The sequence below is a fragment of the Crenobacter oryzisoli genome (genome assembly GCF_030385785.1).
GTDB lineage: Bacteria > Pseudomonadota > Gammaproteobacteria > Burkholderiales > Chromobacteriaceae > Crenobacter_A > Crenobacter_A oryzisoli.
This window is the reverse complement of the sequence record NZ_JAUEDK010000040.1, coordinates 1-16,397: the sequence shown is the minus strand read 5'-3', so window position 1 is coordinate 16,397 and position 16,397 is coordinate 1. Positions and strand designations below refer to the sequence as shown.

Sequence of the window (16,397 nt, the reverse complement as noted above, 5' to 3'; positions counted from 1 at the left end):
GCGTTGAATTTCCGCTACTGGCCGGGATCTGCCGATGGGCCACAGTGCTAGATAGTGGTCATTCATCCTGAATGTCCGTTTTCGTGCAGCTTTCGCCAATGCGTACTGTCGACCAACTGCTGCCGGTCGCCTTGTCCGAAGACCAGCCATTCGAACGACGGCTTCGATCAGATACCTGCCGGATTGCCTACGAGTGCAACTCGGCCAAAGCGGTGATTTTCTCGGCTGTTATATCCGACTGCTTTCATTTGAAAAGCAGCTCTCATACTTACTGCTCACAGGGGCTTGGACAGGCAATACTTTGTGAACTCTTGCCTAGTAAATTCGATCAGTCGCATCACTGCAGGAGAGGGTTTGTAGCCTACTCGGGTGATAAGACCGATTGTGCGTGATATTTGCGGTTGCCCCAGCACGATACCGACCAACGTATGCATATAGGCCGGTGTCAACGAAAGCTCTGGTACAACCATCACTCCCAAGCCAGCCATTGCCATTCCATATGCTCCATGCAGATGGCTGGCTTCGTAATGGACACGGGGCCGCTCTGGTAGGCTGGCCAAATGATGATCCAGCAGCAGACGATTGCCACTGCGCTGTGATACGCCGATCAGCCGCTCACCCACCAGCTCTTCCCATTCCACTGACTGCTGCACAGCCAATGGATGGTCTTTGCGCACCACCAATACATAGCGCTCTGTGAACATGGGCTGAAAATCAATGCCCGGGTCTTCTCCGCCAATGAAGTTGATGCCGAAATCAGCCTTGCCTTCCAGCACATGGTTCAAAACATCTTGTGCCCCCTCATCAAACACCTTGAGGCACATACCTGGATACTCCCCAGCAAAACTAGCCAATGCGGCAGGGAGCAAATACTGTGCCGCAGAAGGGATGCTGGCAATCGACACCAGACCACTGCGGTGGTGGGCACGCTCGCCCAGGCCGCGCACCGCTTGCTCCAGTTCGTCCAGCACATTCTGGGCATGCAGGCGAAAGTGCTCGCCCTCTTCGGTCAGGCGCACGCTGCGGGTGGTGCGCTCCAGCAGCCGCACCTGCAAGGACTGCTCCAACTTGTCGATGCGTCGGCTCAGAGCCGGCTGCGACAGGTACAGCGATTCGGCCGCCGCCTTGAAACTGGCTTTTTCCGCTACTGCCAGAAACGCCTGCAATTCGTTCAGCTCCAGATTGATGCGCGCCATCGATTAATCCATGAAATAAAAGCAATTAAAAATTTATTGCGTTTTGTGCATTATTCCAGCTCAACACAAGCACAACAAGAGGAGAAACCCATGGCAAAGACATGGAAGCCAGGCTGCTGCCTGGCTGGCGTGCTGCTGGCCATCGGCGCGGTGCAGGCACAGGCGGACGAACTCAAGGTGGTCAGCTCGGGAGGCTTTGCTGCCGCCCTGAAGCTGCTGGCACCACAATTCGAACAACAGACCGGACATCATCTGCAACTGGATTGGGGCCCGTCCATGGGCGACACCCCGCAAGCCATCCCGCAACGTCTGCAACGTGGCGAGAAGATTGATGTGCTGGTGATGGTGGGCAGTGCACTGGACAAGCTGGAGAGCAGCGGCAAGCTGCTGCCCGACAGCCGCCGCGTGCTGGCCAGCTCACGCATTGCGCTGGCGGTGAAACACGGAAGCCCTCAGCCGGACATCAGCACCCTAGCGGCTCTGAAGCAAACCCTGCTGGGCAGTCGCTCTATCGCCTACTCCGACAGCGCCAGCGGCGTGTTTTTGTCCAGCGTGCTGTTTGCCCGCCTGGGCGTTGCGGATCAGATCAAGGACCGCAGCCGCATGATTCCCGCCGAACCGGTGGGCAAGGTGGTGGCCCGCGGAGAGGCCGAGCTGGGCTTCCAACAGCTGAGCGAGCTGATTCCGGTTGCCGGTATCGACATTGTCGGCTTGCTGCCGGAAGAGGCACAGCAAGTCACCACATTTTCTGCCGGCATCAGCCGCAACAGCAGCCATCTGGACGCAGCGCGCCAGCTGGTTCGCTTCCTCGCTGCGCCGCAAGCTGCGGCAAGCATTCGTCAGACCGGGATGACACCGGCCAGTGACTCCGCTCAATAACAAGGATGAAGACATGACCACTGCCACCCAGCGCCAGTCCAGTCTCTCCATGGTGTTACGCGTCACCAGCGGCAACTTTCTGGAGATGTTCGACTTTTTCCTGTATGGCTTTTACGCCACCTACATTGCCAAAACCTTCTTCCCCAGCGGCAATCTGTATGCCTCGCTGATTATGGCTTTTGCCACCTTTGGTGCCGGCTTCCTGGCCCGGCCCATCGGCGCCATCGTGCTGGGCAGCTATATCGACCGTATCGGCCGTCGCAAGGGGCTGATTGTCACCCTGGCCATCATGGCTTGTGGCACCGCGCTGATTGCCTTTGTACCGGGCTATGCCAGCATTGGTCTGGCTGCTCCGGTTCTGGTGCTGATTGGCCGCCTGCTGCAAGGCTTCTCTGCCGGCGTGGAGCTGGGGGGAGTATCGGTGTATCTGGCCGAAATGGCCACGCCGGGCCGCAAGGGTTTTTTTGTCAGCTGGCAATCGGCCAGCCAGCAAGTGGCCATCATGATTGCCGCCGTGCTGGGCTATCTGCTGCACCAGGCCTTCAACAATCATCAGATCGATCAATGGGCATGGCGCATTCCGTTCTTCATCGGCTGCATGATCATTCCCTTTATCTTCGCCATTCGCCGCTCGCTACAGGAAACCGATGCCTTCCTCGCCCATAAGCATCATCCGACTTTTGCCGAAATCCTGCGTTCCATCGCGCAAAACTGGAGGCTGATTACCGGCGGCATGCTGCTGGTGGTGATGACCACGGTGAGCTTCTACCTGATTACCGTCTACACCCCCACTTTCGGCAAGAGTGTGCTCAAGCTCAGTGAAAACGACAGCCTGCTGGTGACCTTCTTTGTCGGCCTGTCCAATTTCATCTGGCTGCCCATCATGGGTGCGCTGTCCGACCGCATCGGCCGCTGGCCGCTGATGCTGGGCTTCAGCCTGCTGACCATGCTGACCGCCTACCCGACCCTGGCGTGGATGGTGGCGGCCCCCAGCTTTGCCCACATGCTGGCCGTGGAGCTGTGGCTATCCTTCCTGTATGCCAGCTACAACGGTGCCACCGTGGTGGCGCTGACCGAGCTGCTACCCAGCCATGTGCGTACGGTGGGCTTCTCGCTAGCCTACAGCCTGGCCACGGCGATTTTTGGCGGCTTCACCCCGCTGGTCACCACTACACTGATCGACTCCAGTGGTGATAAGGCAGCACCGGGCTACTGGATGATGCTGGCCGCTGCCTGCGGCCTGGCCGCCACACTGATGCTTTATCACAAAGACATCCGTAGCCGCTTTGCCGGCAAGGCAGCTACTGCATAAGTCTCTCTCCGTGCGCACATGCTTAACAGTCAGCGCATGTTCTGGCCTCCTGAGGGAGGTTTTTTTATGCCGGATGCCAGTACGGCACTAAACTGCGCAATGCATGACAGACCGCCGCCAGTGCGGCATCCCGCAGCTACTCTACGAGCCAGCAGTCTGTCCGCGAATGCGTTTTCACTGGGCAGGATGTGATACTCGTTGTTGTAGCGTTTTTCCTGGGCGCGCATGTCACGGTGCAGATTGCCAAGCGTAGCGAACTGCATCGTTTCGCGGTGATTCCCAAGCGCTGGGTGGCCGAGCGCAGCTTTGCTTAGCTGGAAAAGAACAGGCGGCTGTGGAAGAACTGCGAGCGACTGCTCAATACCCGCTTGCAGTTCATCCACCTCACTTTCCTGGCCCTGTTTACGATCTGCAGCACTCGGGTGATCCTGCGTTGAAATGACGTTCGTCCCTCATTGAAGTTGTGCAACAGCGCCCTTGCGAGTTGTAGAGAGTTATATCAATGTATACGGTCATCAGCGCATATAATCGTATACATTGCTAGAGGCAGAGTGGACATGGACAAGATAAAAAATCCCTTTTCTCCAGGGGCGGGGTCTCCGCCGCCAGAGCTGGCCGGCCGCGAGAGTGTACTGGAACAAGCTGAGGTGCTATTGGGGCGCGTGTTGGTCGGTCGTCCGGAGAAAAGCCTGCTGCTGACAGGCTTGCGAGGCGTCGGCAAGACGGTGCTGCTGAACGAGATCGAGCGCATGGCGCAGGCATCCGGTTATCGCACCATTTTGATCGAGGCGCATGAAAGGAAGTCGCTGGCCGTGCTGCTGGCACCGCAGCTGCGTCGCTTGTTATTCGAGCTGGACCGGATGGCCGGTGCCGGCGACAAGGTGCGCCGCGGCATTGCGGTGCTAAAGAGCTTTGTTGCAGCGATCAAGGTCAAAGTGGGCGAGATCGATATCGGTATTGATATCGAACCGGAATCGGGTTCGGCCGATAGCGGTGACCTGGAGCTGGACTTGCCCAGTTTGTTTGTAGCGGTGGCCGAGGCGGCGAAAGAGCGCGGCGTGGCGGTGGCTATCCTAATCGACGAAATCCAGTATTTCAGCGTAGAAGAGTTGAGTGCGCTGGTGATGGCGATGCACAAGATGCAGCAGCGCCAATTGCCGCTGGTTCTGGTGGCAGCCGGGCTGCCGATTTTGCCGGCGCTGGTGGGCGAGTCGAAATCGTACGCGGAACGCTTGTTCAGTTTTCCCGATATCGGCCCATTGCCGGAAGCGGATGCGATCAAGGCGGTGCAGGACCCGGTGCGCCAGGCGGGGGAGGAGATCGAGCAGGCTGCGCTGGCCGAGATCTTCCGACTGACACGGGGTTATCCCTACTTTCTGCAAGAGTGGGGGTATCAGGCGTGGAATCATGCGGCGGCCTCACCGATCAGCCTGGCGGTGGTGCAGGCGACCAGCGCAATCGTGTCTGAACGGCTGGATAAGAATTTTTTCCGGGTGAGGTTTGATCGCCTGACTCCGCGCGAGCAAAAGTTCTTGCGCGCCATGGCTGAGTTAGGGCCCGGCCCACACCGCACTGGAGATGTCGCCGACAAGCTGGCGGTCAAAGTCCAGAGCATGGGGCCGGTGCGCGCCAGTTTGATCAAGAAGGGCATGGTCTACAGCCCATCGCATGGTGACATGGCGTTTACGGTGCCGCTGTTCGATGAGTTCATGCGCCGTGTCATCCCTCAATACGCGCAATAAGAGCCGCTTAGTTGAGTAGCGCCAAGGAATCTCACCCTAATGCCCTCCCAGAACCGCATGTGAGTCTCTCGACTCATACGGCTCCTATTGCCCACCGTTCACTCGATGATGAGTAGCGTGCCTGGTTTTGCTTATTCCGATGCGATGAAGTACTCAGGCATCGTCTGGGATGAAGAAACATTGGATCGCTTTCTTGCCGATCCACTGAAGAGAGTGCTTGGCACCGCCATGGGCTATGGCGGGATCAAGAGCAGTAAAGAGCGCGCTGACTTAATTGCCTATCTCAAGCAGGCGGGCCGCTCAGAAGCGTGTTCTCGTGCTTCTTCAGGTGACCCATCGGGGTCGCCATCGCCCCACTAAGACCCCCACTCACGCTAACCATAGCCAGTCATTGGATTGTAGTGGTCAAGCTATTGCGGACACCGCGATAGGTGGCTGACTAACCTGTTTTCGCTCGAAAGCGTTGGGCGACTGGTAGCCCAATTTCGAATGCAGCCGGCGGTAGTTGTAGAACATCGACGATGTAAGTAATCACGAAAAATTAATTTGAAATTTGTCGCCATAACCACCGAGTAGCGATGAGATTTCCTCATCCAGCGTTTCGCGGGTCCATGTGACAAAACGGCGCCAGTGGCACTTGGCGTGCTTCCAGACCATCTCGATCAGGTTTAGCTCAGGGCTGTAGGCCGGCAGGTAGAACAACACCATGCGATACTCCATGCCGTCTTGCAGGTGGTGATGGGCTGGGAAGGTGGCCATCTGCATGAATTTGTGATCGGTGATACCCGCTATGGCGAGCCAGAACCTGACTTCCCCGATGAATTCCCTTGCGTAGACGAGACCAAGGTAACGCTCGCCAAGGCGCTGGGCGCTCGGAAGTCCTGCAAGTACATCTATGACTATGGCGACGACTGGGAGCATCGGGTAACAGTCGAGAAGGTCCTGCTGCCGGACACGGACTTGCCTTGTCCGCTCTGCCTGGACGGTCGCAATGCCTGTCCACCGGAAGACGTTGGCGGCGTGCCTGGTTATTACGAATTCCTGGAAGTGCTCAACGATCCGACGCATGACGAGCATCAGCAAATGCTCGAGTGGTGTGGTGGTGGCTTCGATCTCACCGCCTTTGATCTGAGCGACGTCAATCAGCGGCTCTCTGAAATCAAGCTTTGAGTGTCAATGCGGCCTCCACGTGCCGCTTACTTTTGACCAGCGGGGGTGCGGACCGGTCAGCCGGGCGATGCTCACCGCCTGCACGTGACACAAGTTCCCGCCGGAAGCCGTCACCGGTCAGCATGGCGAAATCGGCATTCACGGGATCGAAATGGCCGCGCTCTTCGACTTGCAGGCCGAACGCGTTCTGATACCAGCTGATCATTGCTTCAAGATCGGTCACGGCCAGCGCTACGTTGTTCAAGCGCAGTGCCAGCGGGGCAAATAATTGGGATGCAGACAGGGTGACCTGCCGCCGACTGACGGTGCTGAAGCACGGAACGGGCCAGTCCAGACTCAATAGTTTCAGCAAGCTATTGACCAGCCCCCGCGCTTGGCGTATCGCGAGCTTGAACAAGACTTTCATTATCAGGACCGCCTGGATGGCCGCATCGGCGTAGACCTGCGGGCGACCATTGGCACCAGAACGACCATTGCCCAACCAAGGGATGTCCGACGACATCCAGACCGTCAGACTCGCCCAGTTCTGCCGGCTGCGGTTGTATTCAGGCCAGTTGGTGGTGCGGTAACGGGTCTGGTATGGGGTCATGCTGCCAGTCTACCTGGCGCGTCAAGCCAGGCCAGACCCGGGGTTATGCAACAGCGCCATTGTCAGGAAACTGTAATGAAATGGTCAATTTGCGATGAAAAAAGTACATTTAATAGATAAATTGGATTTTTTGCCGCGTCACTTCTCTGCATAATTACTTCATCTTGCTGGTGCCATGCATCGGCTCGTAAGCATCGCCTCAGGTTAAGTGGTGTTTGCAGTTGGTCGCAAGACGAGAGGTATCGTATGTTTGAAGAGTCTCCCTCCTTTCGCCTCGCTGCGAGTAAGCGTAATGCTGAGCTTGCTAGTGGCGGTGCCGCTATTGAAATGCCTGCAGGACCTAAATGGGCCTGTCAGGTTCTGCCTGAATTTTCTGGTTCGTTTGACCTGTTGTCTTCCAGTCAATGGCTTTCTGCCATGGCACTTTTCCTTCAGCTGCGCCCGATTAATATCCAACTTGATCATTGCAGCCCTGTCAGTGCTGGAATTTTGGCCCATTCTACACCGGACGATAATGGCCTTATTCATGCTTATGCATTGTTTTATCCGGATCGGCGCATTGAAATGGTTGGTGTTTTACCAACTGGAATTTGGCCTCCGCAACATCAAGCATGGTGGCCAGGAGTTTACGAGAAGCCATTTCTTCAACAAATAAGCTCCGTATTGGTTCCATTGATTTCTGTGCTGCAATTGCCCGGGCCCGTGCATTTGTTCATAAGTCTACTTTCTCTGGAAAATTCTGCTCTGATCGCTAAAGGCCCACATGGCTCCGAGCAGGCCTACCCAATTCCATCTGGAAGCAATTTTATTGGGTTAGATCCCATTCTGGTTGATGGCTTTGATCATAATATGATGGCAGCCTTGGTGCAGGCTTTTGACCAAGTACGAGCAAGAGCGGGAGTAATTTTCCCACACGCATTCTATCTCTAGAACTTCATTCATACCGCCATGACGACACCATTAGACCATTTCGATCAGAAAATTCTCACTATCGTGCAGCGGGACTGTTCGGTTAAGGCAGAAGTGATCGCTGAAAGTATCGGCCTATCCTCTTCGGCAGTGCAAAAAAGACTCAAACGAATGCGCGACGAAAAAGTTATTTCGGCTGAGATTGCTGTAGTCGATCGCAATGCAGTTGGTCGTCCAATGACTTTTGTCGCGGCAATGGAGATCGAGCGTGAAAATTACGACACTGTTGCGAAGTTCCGCGATTGGGCCAAACAGGTTGATGAGATCCAGCAGATTTACTACGTAACTGGAGCGGCAGATCTGATTGTCATCATTACCGCAAAAGATGTTGAGGTATATGACCGGCTTACTGCTCGAGTGATGGAGTGCAACCCGATGATTCGTCGTATTACCACAAATGTGGTGCTGAACACTTTGAAGACAGGGTTATTTATTCCTGTTGAGAACGATGAGCAAAACGCAGGTGGTGACTAGCGGTTCGTAGCTAAATAATTTGAGTTTTACTGCGGTTTGAATGATTTATCTGACAATTTGTCGCCATATCATGAAATCTCTATTCCAACGGTGAAAGGGTGTAGCGATGGCTTTTCGATTGGCACTAATTGGTTTTGGCGGCGTTAACCAAGGCTTGGTGGAACTGCTTAAAATCAAACACGGTAAGCTTGGCGGTTTGGATCTCAGCATCACTGCACTTGCGGATCTGCGTTTTGGCGTGGTGAGTAACCCTAAAGGTCTCGATCTTGATGCCTTGCTGGAAACTGCAGCGAACGGCTTCTCAATAGACGCATTGCGCAAGGATCCTAATACTCAGATCTGCGAAGAAATTAATTTGAATTCGACGCTTGAGTTAATCGCCTCTGATTTTGTCGATGTCGTAGTAGAAGCCACTTTTACCGACCCACACACGGGAGAACCGGCACTGTCACATTGCCATGCTGCACTTAAACATGGCAAACATGTCGTGACCACCAACAAGGGACCGATAGCGTTGGCGCACAGCTCTCTCGCTCGGCTCGCCGCAGAGCAGTGCGTGCAACTTAAGTACGAAGGGGCGGTGATGAGCGGTACGCCCGTGATTCGCCAGATCGATACTACGCTGCGCGGATGCGAAGTGAATGGGTTTGCCGGCATTCTCAATGGCACTTCGAATTTCGTGCTGGATCGGCTGGCGCAAGGACAAGACTTCGACGCTGCGGTACGCGAAGCACAGGTGCTCGGCTACGCCGAAGCCAACCCGGCAGCCGATCTGGAAGGTGCCGATGTACAGCTCAAAGTGGTGATCCTCGCGAATACGTTGTGGAATACCGGGCTGACTCGTGCAGACGTGCCGTGCCGTGGCATCTCTTTACTTACTAGCCAGGACATTCGCACTGCGCAGTCGGTTGGTCGTAACTGGAAACTGATTGGTTCCGCGACTCGACATGCTGATGGCAGTGTCAGTGCGAGCGTAGAGCCACGTGAGCTTTCCGCCGACCATCCGCTGCATTCGATAAGCGGGGTGACTAATGCCGTTACGTTTGATACGGACGTGCTTGGTAACGTCACTATCAGCGGTCCAGGCGCCGGTCGACGTGAGACGGCATTCGCCATTCTCTCTGACTTGATCGAGTTGGCTGAACAAACCGGCAAGTATGAGGTGCGCGCATGAATGCTCCTATGAAGCCGCAATCGACCAACTTCGAGGTCCGCTCGCCATTCGATGGTCATGTGGTCGGCTTGGTGCCACTGACCCCTGCCGAAGCGTTGCCGGAAATTGTTGCTTCCTCCCAGAAAGGTGCCGCCCTGGTCGCGGCATTGCCACGGCATAAACGTGCGGAACTGCTGCAGGAGGCTGCATCGCTGGTCGAACGTCAGGTAGATGACTTCGCCCGCACTATTGCAATGGAAGCTGGGAAGACGATTCGACAAGCGCGTAAAGAAGTAGCGCGCTGCATCAATACGCTGAGGTTGTCTGCTGAAGAGGCTAAACGTCATGGCGGTGAAATCATCCCGTTTGATGCCTATGCAGGTGCGGAAGATCGAAGTGGCTATTACACACATGAGCCGCTTGGCGTGATCCTAGCAATCACCCCGTTTAACGATCCACTTAACCTGGTTGCCCATAAGCTTGGACCTGCACTGGCTGCAGGCAATGCGGTCATTCTTAAACCGTCGTTATTGGCGCCACTCTCCGCAAAGCGTCTGGTTGAGTGCCTTTGGCAGGCCGGAGTGCCACGCGGGGCATTGCAGATCGTGTATGGCAACCGAAATGTGACTGAGCCGCTGCTGCGGGAGAAAACCATCCGTATGGTCAGTTTTACCGGTGGTCCGGTCAGTGGTGAGGCGATCACGCGTACTGCGGGCCTCAAAAAAATGGCGATGGACCTGGGGGGCAATGCTCCGGTGTTGGTGATGGCCGATTGCGACCTGAAAGATGCTGCCGAAGCTTGCGTATCAGGTGCATTTTGGGCCGCTGGGCAGAATTGCATCGGAACCCAGCGCATCTTGGTCGCACGGTCTGTGTACCAGAACTTCACTCGCTACATGGTCGAGTTGACCGAGAGCATGTCTGTCGGTGACCCACTGAGCGAGGTCACTGATATGGGGCCGATGATCAGCGAAGAGCAAGCGAAGCGGATCGAAGGCTGGGTGGACGAAGCGGTGTCGCAGGGCGCAACGGTGCTGACAGGGCACCAAAGGGAGGGAGCGCTCTATTACCCAACCATCCTCGCGAATGTACCGACTACGGCAAAAGTATGGCGTGAAGAAGTGTTTGCGCCGGTAGTGATCATCACCCCGTTCGACAGTCTGGATCAGGCGCTCGAATCGGCCAATGACAGCGAAAGTAGCCTGCAGGCCGGCATCTTTACCAGTCATCTTGAAACAGCACTCAGTGTCGCGGAACGGCTGCAGGCCGGCGGCGTAATGGTCAACGATTCGTCCGACTTTCGCTTCGACGGCATGCCGTTCGGCGGGTTTAAGTACGGTTCGCTCGGACGTGAAGGGGTCCGCTTCACGATTACCGAGATGTCGCAACCGAAGGTGGTGTGCTTCAGACGCAAGCGCTCATCGTTGTTGTAGAACCCGAACCGGCGGCTTGTCCGCCGGGGGTGGCCACATAACTAAAAAGCGTCAACAAAGTGAGAAAGAGAGTACCACCATGCCATACGATTCCCCGATCGCATCCCCTCCTTCTGCCGTACTTGCAGTTGAAGACTTGTGCAAGTCGTTCGGTGGTAACGAGATCCTGAAGGGCATTTCACTCAGCGCGTACAAGCACGATGTTGTCTCCATTTTGGGCAGTAGCGGCTCGGGCAAGAGCACATTGCTGCGTTGTATCAACTTGCTGGAAACACCGGATGCCGGTCGGCTCACCCTGCACGGGGAGCGGGTCGAGCTAAAACCGGGGCGTGACGGCAAGCTGATGCCGGCCGATCCCAAGCAGATCACCCGCATCCGTCGCAGGCTTGCAATGGTTTTCCAGCAGTTCAACCTGTGGGCGCACATGACGGTGCTGCAGAACGTGATGTTTGTTCCGGTGCGGGTGCTTGGCGTGAGTAAGCAGGATGCCGAATTAAAGGCGCTGGCGATGTTGGAGAAAGTCGGGCTGGCCGAAAAACGTAACCATTTTCCGAGTCAACTCTCGGGTGGCCAGCAGCAGCGTGTCGCCATTGCACGCGCCCTTGCTACCGATCCTGAAGTCTTGCTGTTCGATGAGCCGACAAGCGCCTTGGATCCGGAGTTGGTCGGCGAGGTCTTGAAGGTGATGCGTTCGTTGGCCGAAGACGGCCGAACCATGTTGGTGGTGACCCACGAGATGGGGTTTGCGCGCGAAGTGGCCAGCCGTGTCGTGTTTGTTCATCAAGGCAAGATCGAGGAAGACGGCAAGCCTCATGACGTCTTTACTCGCCAGCAATCCCCCCGGTTCCAGAAGTTCCTGTCCAGCATTTTGTAAGACGCTCGCCAAGCCAAAGGAAAACGTCATGAAAAAGCTCATGCTCTCCCTCGCCATCGCAGCCAGTCTGGTTGGCTCGTCCAGTTATGCCCAGCAGGTGATTCGTATCGGCACGCTGGCCGACTATGCACCGTTCGAATACAAGGACGCCTCGGGCAAGCTAAAGGGGATGGAAATCGAGATCGGTCAGAAAATGTGCGCCTCGATGAAGGTGACCTGCCAATGGGTGACGATGGATTTTGATGCCCTAATCCCTGCACTGAAATCCAAACAGATCGACGCGGCGATGGCGCAGATGTCCAAAACGCCGGAGAGGGAAAAGTCTGTCGATTTCACTCGTATCTTCACCACCGCGCCTGTTCAACTAGTCACAAAGAAGGGCGCCGGCATCAACCAAAACCCAGCCACGTTACGCGGCAAGACTATTGGGGTTCAGACCGCCTCAACTCACGAGAGTTATCTGCGTATGCGCTTGCCTACCAGTAAGTCCAGTATTGACGTCAAGGTTTACCAGACTATGGATGCTGCGTGGCTCGATCTCGAATCGGGACGTATCGATGCGGTATTCGCCGATAATACTTTGGCATATGACTGGCTGAGCAAAACGGGCTTCAAGGAGGGCTTCGATTTTGCAGGAAAACCAATTGAAGATGCCGAGATTTTTGGGGCGGGCACTGCCATTGCTGTACGCAAGGGGGATGAGAAGCTGAAGGCTCAGTTCGACCAAGCCATTGTGAAAGTACATAGCGATGGCACGTTCAGTACCGTCAACAAGCAGTATTTCCCATTCAGCATTCTGCCGAAATAACCTAAGCAGGGTCACCACTGGTGACCCGCATCGGAGGCGCACAAGATGGCTGCATTAATCGACTACAGCTCACAGTTGCTGGATGGAGCATGGGTAACGCTGGAACTCGCGTTCACCTCGCTGTTCTTCGGCATGCTGCTGGGTCTTGCAACCGCGTCGGCTAAGCTATCAGAGGTTCGCTGGCTGAGCAGAGCTGCCTTTCTCGCTACCGACTTTCTGCGCGGCATCCCAGAGTTTCTGATCCTGCTGATCTGTTACTTCGGTTTGTCGAATCTGATCAATACCTACTTTGACGGTTCGCTGAGTGTGAGTCCTTTTGCAGGTGGGGTGGTCGCGCTGGCATTGGTATTTGGGGCCTATTCGTCCGAGGTCTTTCGCGGCGCTTTCCTGTCTGTATCCAAAGGTCAACTGGAGGCTGCACGTGCATATGGACTGTCACGTTTTCAGACACTGTGGTTTGTCCGCTTGCCGCAGGCATGGCGCATCTGCCTGCCTAGCTTGAACAACATGTGGCAGAACCTGCTGAAAGATACCTCGCTGGTATCGATCGTTGGGCTCGAAGACATGCTGCGCAAGGCGAATATCGCGGCACAGTACACCAAGCAACCGTTCATGTTCTATGTCGCCGTCGGGTTGATCTACCTCGCGTTGTTAGCTGCATCCAATCCGGCTTTCGCTTGGTTCGAGCGACGTGCCAACCGTGGCTTCGCGAAGGCGGCATAAAAGGAAAAGAGTCATGGATTCTCTTGTTTTACTGCTCACAGAGTCTGGGCCGGTGCTGTTGAGCGGCCTCGTGACCTCATTGAAATTATTGGTGCTGTCCTGTCTGTTCGGTTTCATGCTTGCGGTGCCGCTGGCTGTGGCTCGTAGTGCACAAAGCCGCTGGTTGTCGTTACCTAGCCGAGCCTTCATGACGGTGTTTCGTGGCACGCCGTTGTTGGTGCAACTTTTCATTCTGTATTACGGCCTCGCGCAGTTCGACTGGGTACGGCACTCGCCGTTGTGGCTCCTGCTCGAAGGATCGTTCTCGTGCGCGCTGTTGGCGTTGACGCTCAATATCGCCGCCTACATGGCAGAGGATATCCGTGGAGGTATCGCCGGTGTACCGGCGGGTGAGCAAGAAGCTGCAGCCGCCTTTGGTATGAGCCGCTTCATGATCACTTGGTACATCGTGGTGCCGCGTGCGATAGGCATTGTTGCCCCGACGCTCGCAAATGAGGTGGTACTGCAGCTTAAGTCCACTGCGCTTGCCAGCACCATCACCGTGCTCGACCTCACTGGTGTGGCACGCCGTCTGTCCATCGCCGCTTATGACACCGACGCACTGATCCTGGCCGGCGTGGCCTATGTCGCCATCGCAGCGCTGTTGTCATCGATGCTCAAGTTCGCAGAGGGCCGGCTCAATCCCCATCTGCTGCGTTGACCCTGCAACCATGCACTTTATCCGTGAGGACAATATGGAATATCAAATGGAAACATTGGCGGTGCATGCCGACGGAGGCGTGACCGCAGATAAGACCGTCGCGCCGGCGATCCACTATTCTGCAGTGTTCAAGGCCGATGACAGTGCTGAGTTCGTCGAGATGTCGAGCGTGCCACAGCATCCACGCAACTACACGCGCTACGGCAACCCGGTACATGAGCGGGTCAAGAAAATCATGGCAGAACTGGAAGGTACGGAGACGGCGCTGGTGACTGCTTCCGGCATGGGCGCGATCGCCACCACCATCCTGTCGCTGGTCAAAGCGGGCGACCATGTTATCGGCCAGACGCGCCACTATATGAGTACGGCCAAGATGCTGGATGACATGCTGCAACGCTTCGGTATCGAAGTGACGCTGGTCGACCAGACAGATACTGCCGCGTTCGAGTGTGCGATTCGTCCTAACACCAAACTGATCGTGCTGGAGACCCCGGTCAATCCGCTACTGATGCTGACCGACATCGCCGCTGTCACTCGCTTGGCCAAGTCGCGCGGCATCCTGACCATGGCGGACAACACCTTTTCATCTCCAATCAATCAGCGTCCACACGACCTTGGCGTCGACATCGTTGTGCACAGCGCCACCAAATACCTCGGTGGCCACCATGACATGACTGGTGGCGTAATCTGCACCAGCCGAGCATTGGCTGAGGATATCTGGCACACCCACATTACGCTTGGCTCGGTATTGTCGCCGATGGACGCCTGGCTGTTGCTGCGCGGACTACGCACGTTGCCCATGCGGATCGAACGTATCAATGCGAATGCAATGGCGCTGGCCAGTTTCCTGGAGCAGCAGCCGCAGATCGAAAGAGTTTTCTATCCAGGCTTGACGAGCCATCCACAACATGAATTAGCGAAACGTCAGATGAACGGCTATGGCGGAGTCATCGCCTTTGGCGTGCGAGGCGGATATGCCGAAGCCGAACATTTCGTGTCTTCTCTCCAAATACCTCACAACGCAGGGAATTTGGGAGGGGTCGATTCGCTGGTGATCCATACCGCGGCTATGTGGGCGGGTACGATGAATCCGGCTCAGATGAAGGCAGCAGACATCCCTCTCAACTTTGTACGCTATTCAGTCGGCATTGAGCATATCGACGATCTGAAGGCGGATGTCCTTCAGGCTCTCGCCTCGATGTAAACCACCCGGGGCGGGAGACCGCCCCGTTTCTGCGAGATACGACCATGAAACTCGATGCGATCGATCGCGACATTCTCGACGCGCTGAGTGCCGACGCGCGGATACCGCTTGCAACACTTGCTGGCAAATTGGGGTTGTCTCGTCAGTCAGTGCGACAGCGGATAGACCGATTGGAAGGGCTGAAAATCATTACGGGCTATACCATCTGTCGTGCGGTGCCAACGAGTGTGGAGCTGGTGCGTGCAGTGATGCTGGTCTACCGCAAGGATCGTATGCGTGGCGCGGATGTTACTAGTGCCATCGCTAAGATTCCCGAAGTTGTGGACTGTGCCGTGTTGAGCGGCGAAATCGATCTGATGGTGCGCATCGCGGCCGAGTCGCACGAGCGCATCAACCAGATTTGGAGTGAGATTAGCGCGCATGCCGGCGTGCAGAACATTACGACCTGCTTTGTGTTGTCTTCCTTGGTCTCTCGGTCATGACGCTTGCTTGGCCTGGCTAACGATTTATTGTTGTTGATAACAATTAAGGGCCAGTCAGCGAGCCAATGTCAGTCAACGGGTCAGTTTCGCCGGAATCGGCGCTGTTGCATAAGTCCAGCCAAGCCAGCACAGGAGGTGCGCAGGTAGACTTGCTATGCGCACAACCTGCGGTGTCTACGCTAATCAATAGCTTGTTTTGCCAGCGTAATGTGTCTTCCATAGGCTGCCCAGAAAGGCATCCTTCTTAGATGCTTCTGACCGTTCGTTCCGGTTTTTGGGCCGTTCGTTGACGAACAGATTGCTGGCAAAGGCTTTCGGTCGATGGGCTCGAATTGACATAGGAAGTCTCTGTTCCAAAAAACTTGCTCAAAGTAGAGCAATGGATTTATCCGCACTTCGTTGACGCGGCTTGCGCCGACCAACTGAAGCCTCTTGACGCTCAGTTGCGCCGGAGGAACGTGTTGCAGAATCCGCAGCACCTCGCGGTGCGGCATGAACCGGGCAATAGCCGGGTCATGGAGCCGGTGTTTCACATTCCGGGCAGCGTTGAAATCCGCTTGGGTCACGTCCCCGTTGGCACGGTGAAATTTGTCGCCCACCCGCCTGCCTTCCAGCAAGCCGGTGAACGAGTCCATTTGCGACGTATAAGCGGCATTCACGGTGACATGCACCGCGCCACGCTGCGAACA

The 16,397-nt window shown here is 55.8% G+C and carries 19 protein-coding genes and 1 pseudogene; 16 read left to right on the top strand and 4 right to left on the bottom strand.

Annotated elements, in window-relative coordinates:
• Window positions 1-275: 275 nt before the first annotated feature.
• Window positions 276-1,196, bottom strand: coding sequence for a LysR family transcriptional regulator (locus QU481_RS17750; protein ID WP_289831355.1), 921 nt, complete (start codon window positions 1,194-1,196; stop codon window positions 276-278).
• Between the two features lie 90 nt (window positions 1,197-1,286).
• On the opposite strand from QU481_RS17750, the gene QU481_RS17745 reads away from it, so the two are divergent.
• The 5 genes and pseudogenes from QU481_RS17745 (at window position 1,287) to QU481_RS17725 (ending at window position 5,489) form a co-directional block, all read left to right on the top strand.
• Window positions 1,287-2,075, top strand: coding sequence for a substrate-binding domain-containing protein (locus tag QU481_RS17745; RefSeq protein WP_289831354.1), 789 nt, complete (start codon window positions 1,287-1,289; stop codon window positions 2,073-2,075).
• A 13-nt stretch (window positions 2,076-2,088) separates the two neighbouring features.
• The gene (locus tag QU481_RS17740; RefSeq protein ID WP_289831353.1) at window positions 2,089-3,387 is read left to right on the top strand and encodes an MFS transporter; all 1,299 of its coding nucleotides are present in this window, start codon (window positions 2,089-2,091) and stop codon (window positions 3,385-3,387) included.
• Window positions 3,388-3,602: 215 nt separating this feature from the next.
• Window positions 3,603-3,824, top strand: a pseudogene (locus QU481_RS17735) (transposase); the annotation flags it as partial.
• A gap of 120 nt (window positions 3,825-3,944) precedes the next feature.
• Entirely contained in the window at window positions 3,945-5,129 is a 1,185-nt protein-coding gene (locus tag QU481_RS17730; protein WP_289831378.1) for a DUF8462 domain-containing protein, read from the top strand.
• A gap of 105 nt (window positions 5,130-5,234) precedes the next feature.
• Complete coding sequence (locus tag QU481_RS17725; protein WP_289831352.1) at window positions 5,235-5,489, top strand: c-type cytochrome; 255 nt, start codon at window positions 5,235-5,237, stop codon at window positions 5,487-5,489.
• A gap of 171 nt (window positions 5,490-5,660) precedes the next feature.
• On the opposite strand, the gene QU481_RS17720 is transcribed toward QU481_RS17725, so the two are convergent.
• Complete coding sequence (locus tag QU481_RS17720; RefSeq protein ID WP_289831351.1) at window positions 5,661-5,837, bottom strand: transposase; 177 nt, start codon at window positions 5,835-5,837, stop codon at window positions 5,661-5,663.
• Between the two features lie 3 nt (window positions 5,838-5,840).
• Here QU481_RS17720 and QU481_RS17715 point away from each other — a divergent pair, with 3 nt between their 5' ends.
• Window positions 5,841-6,299: a plasmid pRiA4b ORF-3 family protein gene (locus tag QU481_RS17715; RefSeq protein ID WP_289831377.1), complete on the top strand. Its 459-nt coding sequence runs from the start codon at window positions 5,841-5,843 to the stop codon at window positions 6,297-6,299.
• On the opposite strand, the gene QU481_RS17710 is transcribed toward QU481_RS17715, so the two are convergent.
• Window positions 6,289-6,888: a transposase gene (locus tag QU481_RS17710; protein ID WP_289831350.1), complete on the bottom strand. Its 600-nt coding sequence runs from the start codon at window positions 6,886-6,888 to the stop codon at window positions 6,289-6,291. The two genes, QU481_RS17715 and QU481_RS17710, sit on opposite strands and share 11 nt — an antisense overlap.
• 246 nt (window positions 6,889-7,134) lie before the next feature.
• On the opposite strand from QU481_RS17710, the gene QU481_RS17705 reads away from it, so the two are divergent.
• The 10 genes from QU481_RS17705 to QU481_RS17660 all read left to right on the top strand — a co-directional run bounded on the left by QU481_RS17705 (window position 7,135) and on the right by QU481_RS17660 (window position 15,708).
• A complete protein-coding gene (locus QU481_RS17705) occupies window positions 7,135-7,818 on the top strand; it encodes a hypothetical protein (RefSeq protein ID WP_289831349.1) in 684 nt (227 codons plus the stop codon).
• Between the two features lie 18 nt (window positions 7,819-7,836).
• Window positions 7,837-8,331 carry an Lrp/AsnC family transcriptional regulator gene (locus tag QU481_RS17700; protein ID WP_289831348.1) on the top strand — a complete coding sequence of 165 codons (495 nt, stop codon included), beginning with the start codon at window positions 7,837-7,839 and terminating at the stop codon, window positions 8,329-8,331.
• Window positions 8,332-8,437: 106 nt separating this feature from the next.
• The gene (locus tag QU481_RS17695) at window positions 8,438-9,505 is read left to right on the top strand and encodes a homoserine dehydrogenase (protein WP_289831347.1); all 1,068 of its coding nucleotides are present in this window, start codon (window positions 8,438-8,440) and stop codon (window positions 9,503-9,505) included.
• Window positions 9,506-9,513: 8 nt separating this feature from the next.
• Window positions 9,514-10,917 carry an aldehyde dehydrogenase family protein gene (locus tag QU481_RS17690; RefSeq protein ID WP_289831346.1) on the top strand — a complete coding sequence of 468 codons (1,404 nt, stop codon included), beginning with the start codon at window positions 9,514-9,516 and terminating at the stop codon, window positions 10,915-10,917.
• 79 nt (window positions 10,918-10,996) lie between these two features.
• Window positions 10,997-11,791, top strand: coding sequence for an ABC transporter ATP-binding protein (locus QU481_RS17685; protein ID WP_289831345.1), 795 nt, complete (start codon window positions 10,997-10,999; stop codon window positions 11,789-11,791).
• Between the two features lie 28 nt (window positions 11,792-11,819).
• Window positions 11,820-12,599 carry an ABC transporter substrate-binding protein gene (locus tag QU481_RS17680; RefSeq protein ID WP_289831344.1) on the top strand — a complete coding sequence of 260 codons (780 nt, stop codon included), beginning with the start codon at window positions 11,820-11,822 and terminating at the stop codon, window positions 12,597-12,599.
• Between the two features lie 45 nt (window positions 12,600-12,644).
• Window positions 12,645-13,322: an ABC transporter permease gene (locus QU481_RS17675; RefSeq protein ID WP_289831343.1), complete on the top strand. Its 678-nt coding sequence runs from the start codon at window positions 12,645-12,647 to the stop codon at window positions 13,320-13,322.
• Window positions 13,323-13,335: 13 nt separating this feature from the next.
• Window positions 13,336-14,022: an ABC transporter permease gene (locus QU481_RS17670; RefSeq protein WP_289831342.1), complete on the top strand. Its 687-nt coding sequence runs from the start codon at window positions 13,336-13,338 to the stop codon at window positions 14,020-14,022.
• Window positions 14,023-14,056: 34 nt separating this feature from the next.
• The gene (locus QU481_RS17665; protein ID WP_289831341.1) at window positions 14,057-15,226 is read left to right on the top strand and encodes a trans-sulfuration enzyme family protein; all 1,170 of its coding nucleotides are present in this window, start codon (window positions 14,057-14,059) and stop codon (window positions 15,224-15,226) included.
• A gap of 44 nt (window positions 15,227-15,270) precedes the next feature.
• Window positions 15,271-15,708, top strand: a complete 438-nt coding sequence (locus QU481_RS17660; RefSeq protein ID WP_289831340.1) for an Lrp/AsnC family transcriptional regulator — start codon at window positions 15,271-15,273, stop codon at window positions 15,706-15,708.
• Between the two features lie 179 nt (window positions 15,709-15,887).
• Here QU481_RS17660 and QU481_RS17655 read toward each other — a convergent pair.
• On the bottom strand, window positions 15,888-16,397 hold a 510-nt coding region (locus tag QU481_RS17655), incomplete at its 5' end, for a hypothetical protein (protein WP_289831339.1).

Excerpts from the sequence above, each read along its gene's own strand:
- QU481_RS17750 (WP_289831355.1), bottom strand. The coding sequence starts at position 1,196 with ATGGCGCGCATCAATCTGGAGCTGAACGAATTGCAGGCGTTTCTGGCA.
- QU481_RS17745 (WP_289831354.1), top strand. The coding sequence starts at position 1,287 with ATGGCAAAGACATGGAAGCCAGGCTGCTGCCTGGCTGGCGTGCTGCTG.
- QU481_RS17740 (WP_289831353.1), top strand. The coding sequence starts at position 2,089 with ATGACCACTGCCACCCAGCGCCAGTCCAGTCTCTCCATGGTGTTACGC.
- QU481_RS17730 (WP_289831378.1), top strand. The coding sequence starts at position 3,945 with ATGGACAAGATAAAAAATCCCTTTTCTCCAGGGGCGGGGTCTCCGCCG.
- QU481_RS17725 (WP_289831352.1), top strand. The coding sequence starts at position 5,235 with ATGATGAGTAGCGTGCCTGGTTTTGCTTATTCCGATGCGATGAAGTAC.
- QU481_RS17720 (WP_289831351.1), bottom strand. The coding sequence starts at position 5,837 with ATGGTGTTGTTCTACCTGCCGGCCTACAGCCCTGAGCTAAACCTGATC.
- QU481_RS17710 (WP_289831350.1), bottom strand. The coding sequence starts at position 6,888 with ATGACCCCATACCAGACCCGTTACCGCACCACCAACTGGCCTGAATAC.
- QU481_RS17705 (WP_289831349.1), top strand. The coding sequence starts at position 7,135 with ATGTTTGAAGAGTCTCCCTCCTTTCGCCTCGCTGCGAGTAAGCGTAAT.
- QU481_RS17700 (WP_289831348.1), top strand. The coding sequence starts at position 7,837 with ATGACGACACCATTAGACCATTTCGATCAGAAAATTCTCACTATCGTG.
- QU481_RS17695 (WP_289831347.1), top strand. The coding sequence starts at position 8,438 with ATGGCTTTTCGATTGGCACTAATTGGTTTTGGCGGCGTTAACCAAGGC.
- QU481_RS17690 (WP_289831346.1), top strand. The coding sequence starts at position 9,514 with ATGAAGCCGCAATCGACCAACTTCGAGGTCCGCTCGCCATTCGATGGT.
- QU481_RS17685 (WP_289831345.1), top strand. The coding sequence starts at position 10,997 with ATGCCATACGATTCCCCGATCGCATCCCCTCCTTCTGCCGTACTTGCA.
- QU481_RS17680 (WP_289831344.1), top strand. The coding sequence starts at position 11,820 with ATGAAAAAGCTCATGCTCTCCCTCGCCATCGCAGCCAGTCTGGTTGGC.
- QU481_RS17675 (WP_289831343.1), top strand. The coding sequence starts at position 12,645 with ATGGCTGCATTAATCGACTACAGCTCACAGTTGCTGGATGGAGCATGG.
- QU481_RS17670 (WP_289831342.1), top strand. The coding sequence starts at position 13,336 with ATGGATTCTCTTGTTTTACTGCTCACAGAGTCTGGGCCGGTGCTGTTG.
- QU481_RS17665 (WP_289831341.1), top strand. The coding sequence starts at position 14,057 with ATGGAATATCAAATGGAAACATTGGCGGTGCATGCCGACGGAGGCGTG.
- QU481_RS17660 (WP_289831340.1), top strand. The coding sequence starts at position 15,271 with ATGAAACTCGATGCGATCGATCGCGACATTCTCGACGCGCTGAGTGCC.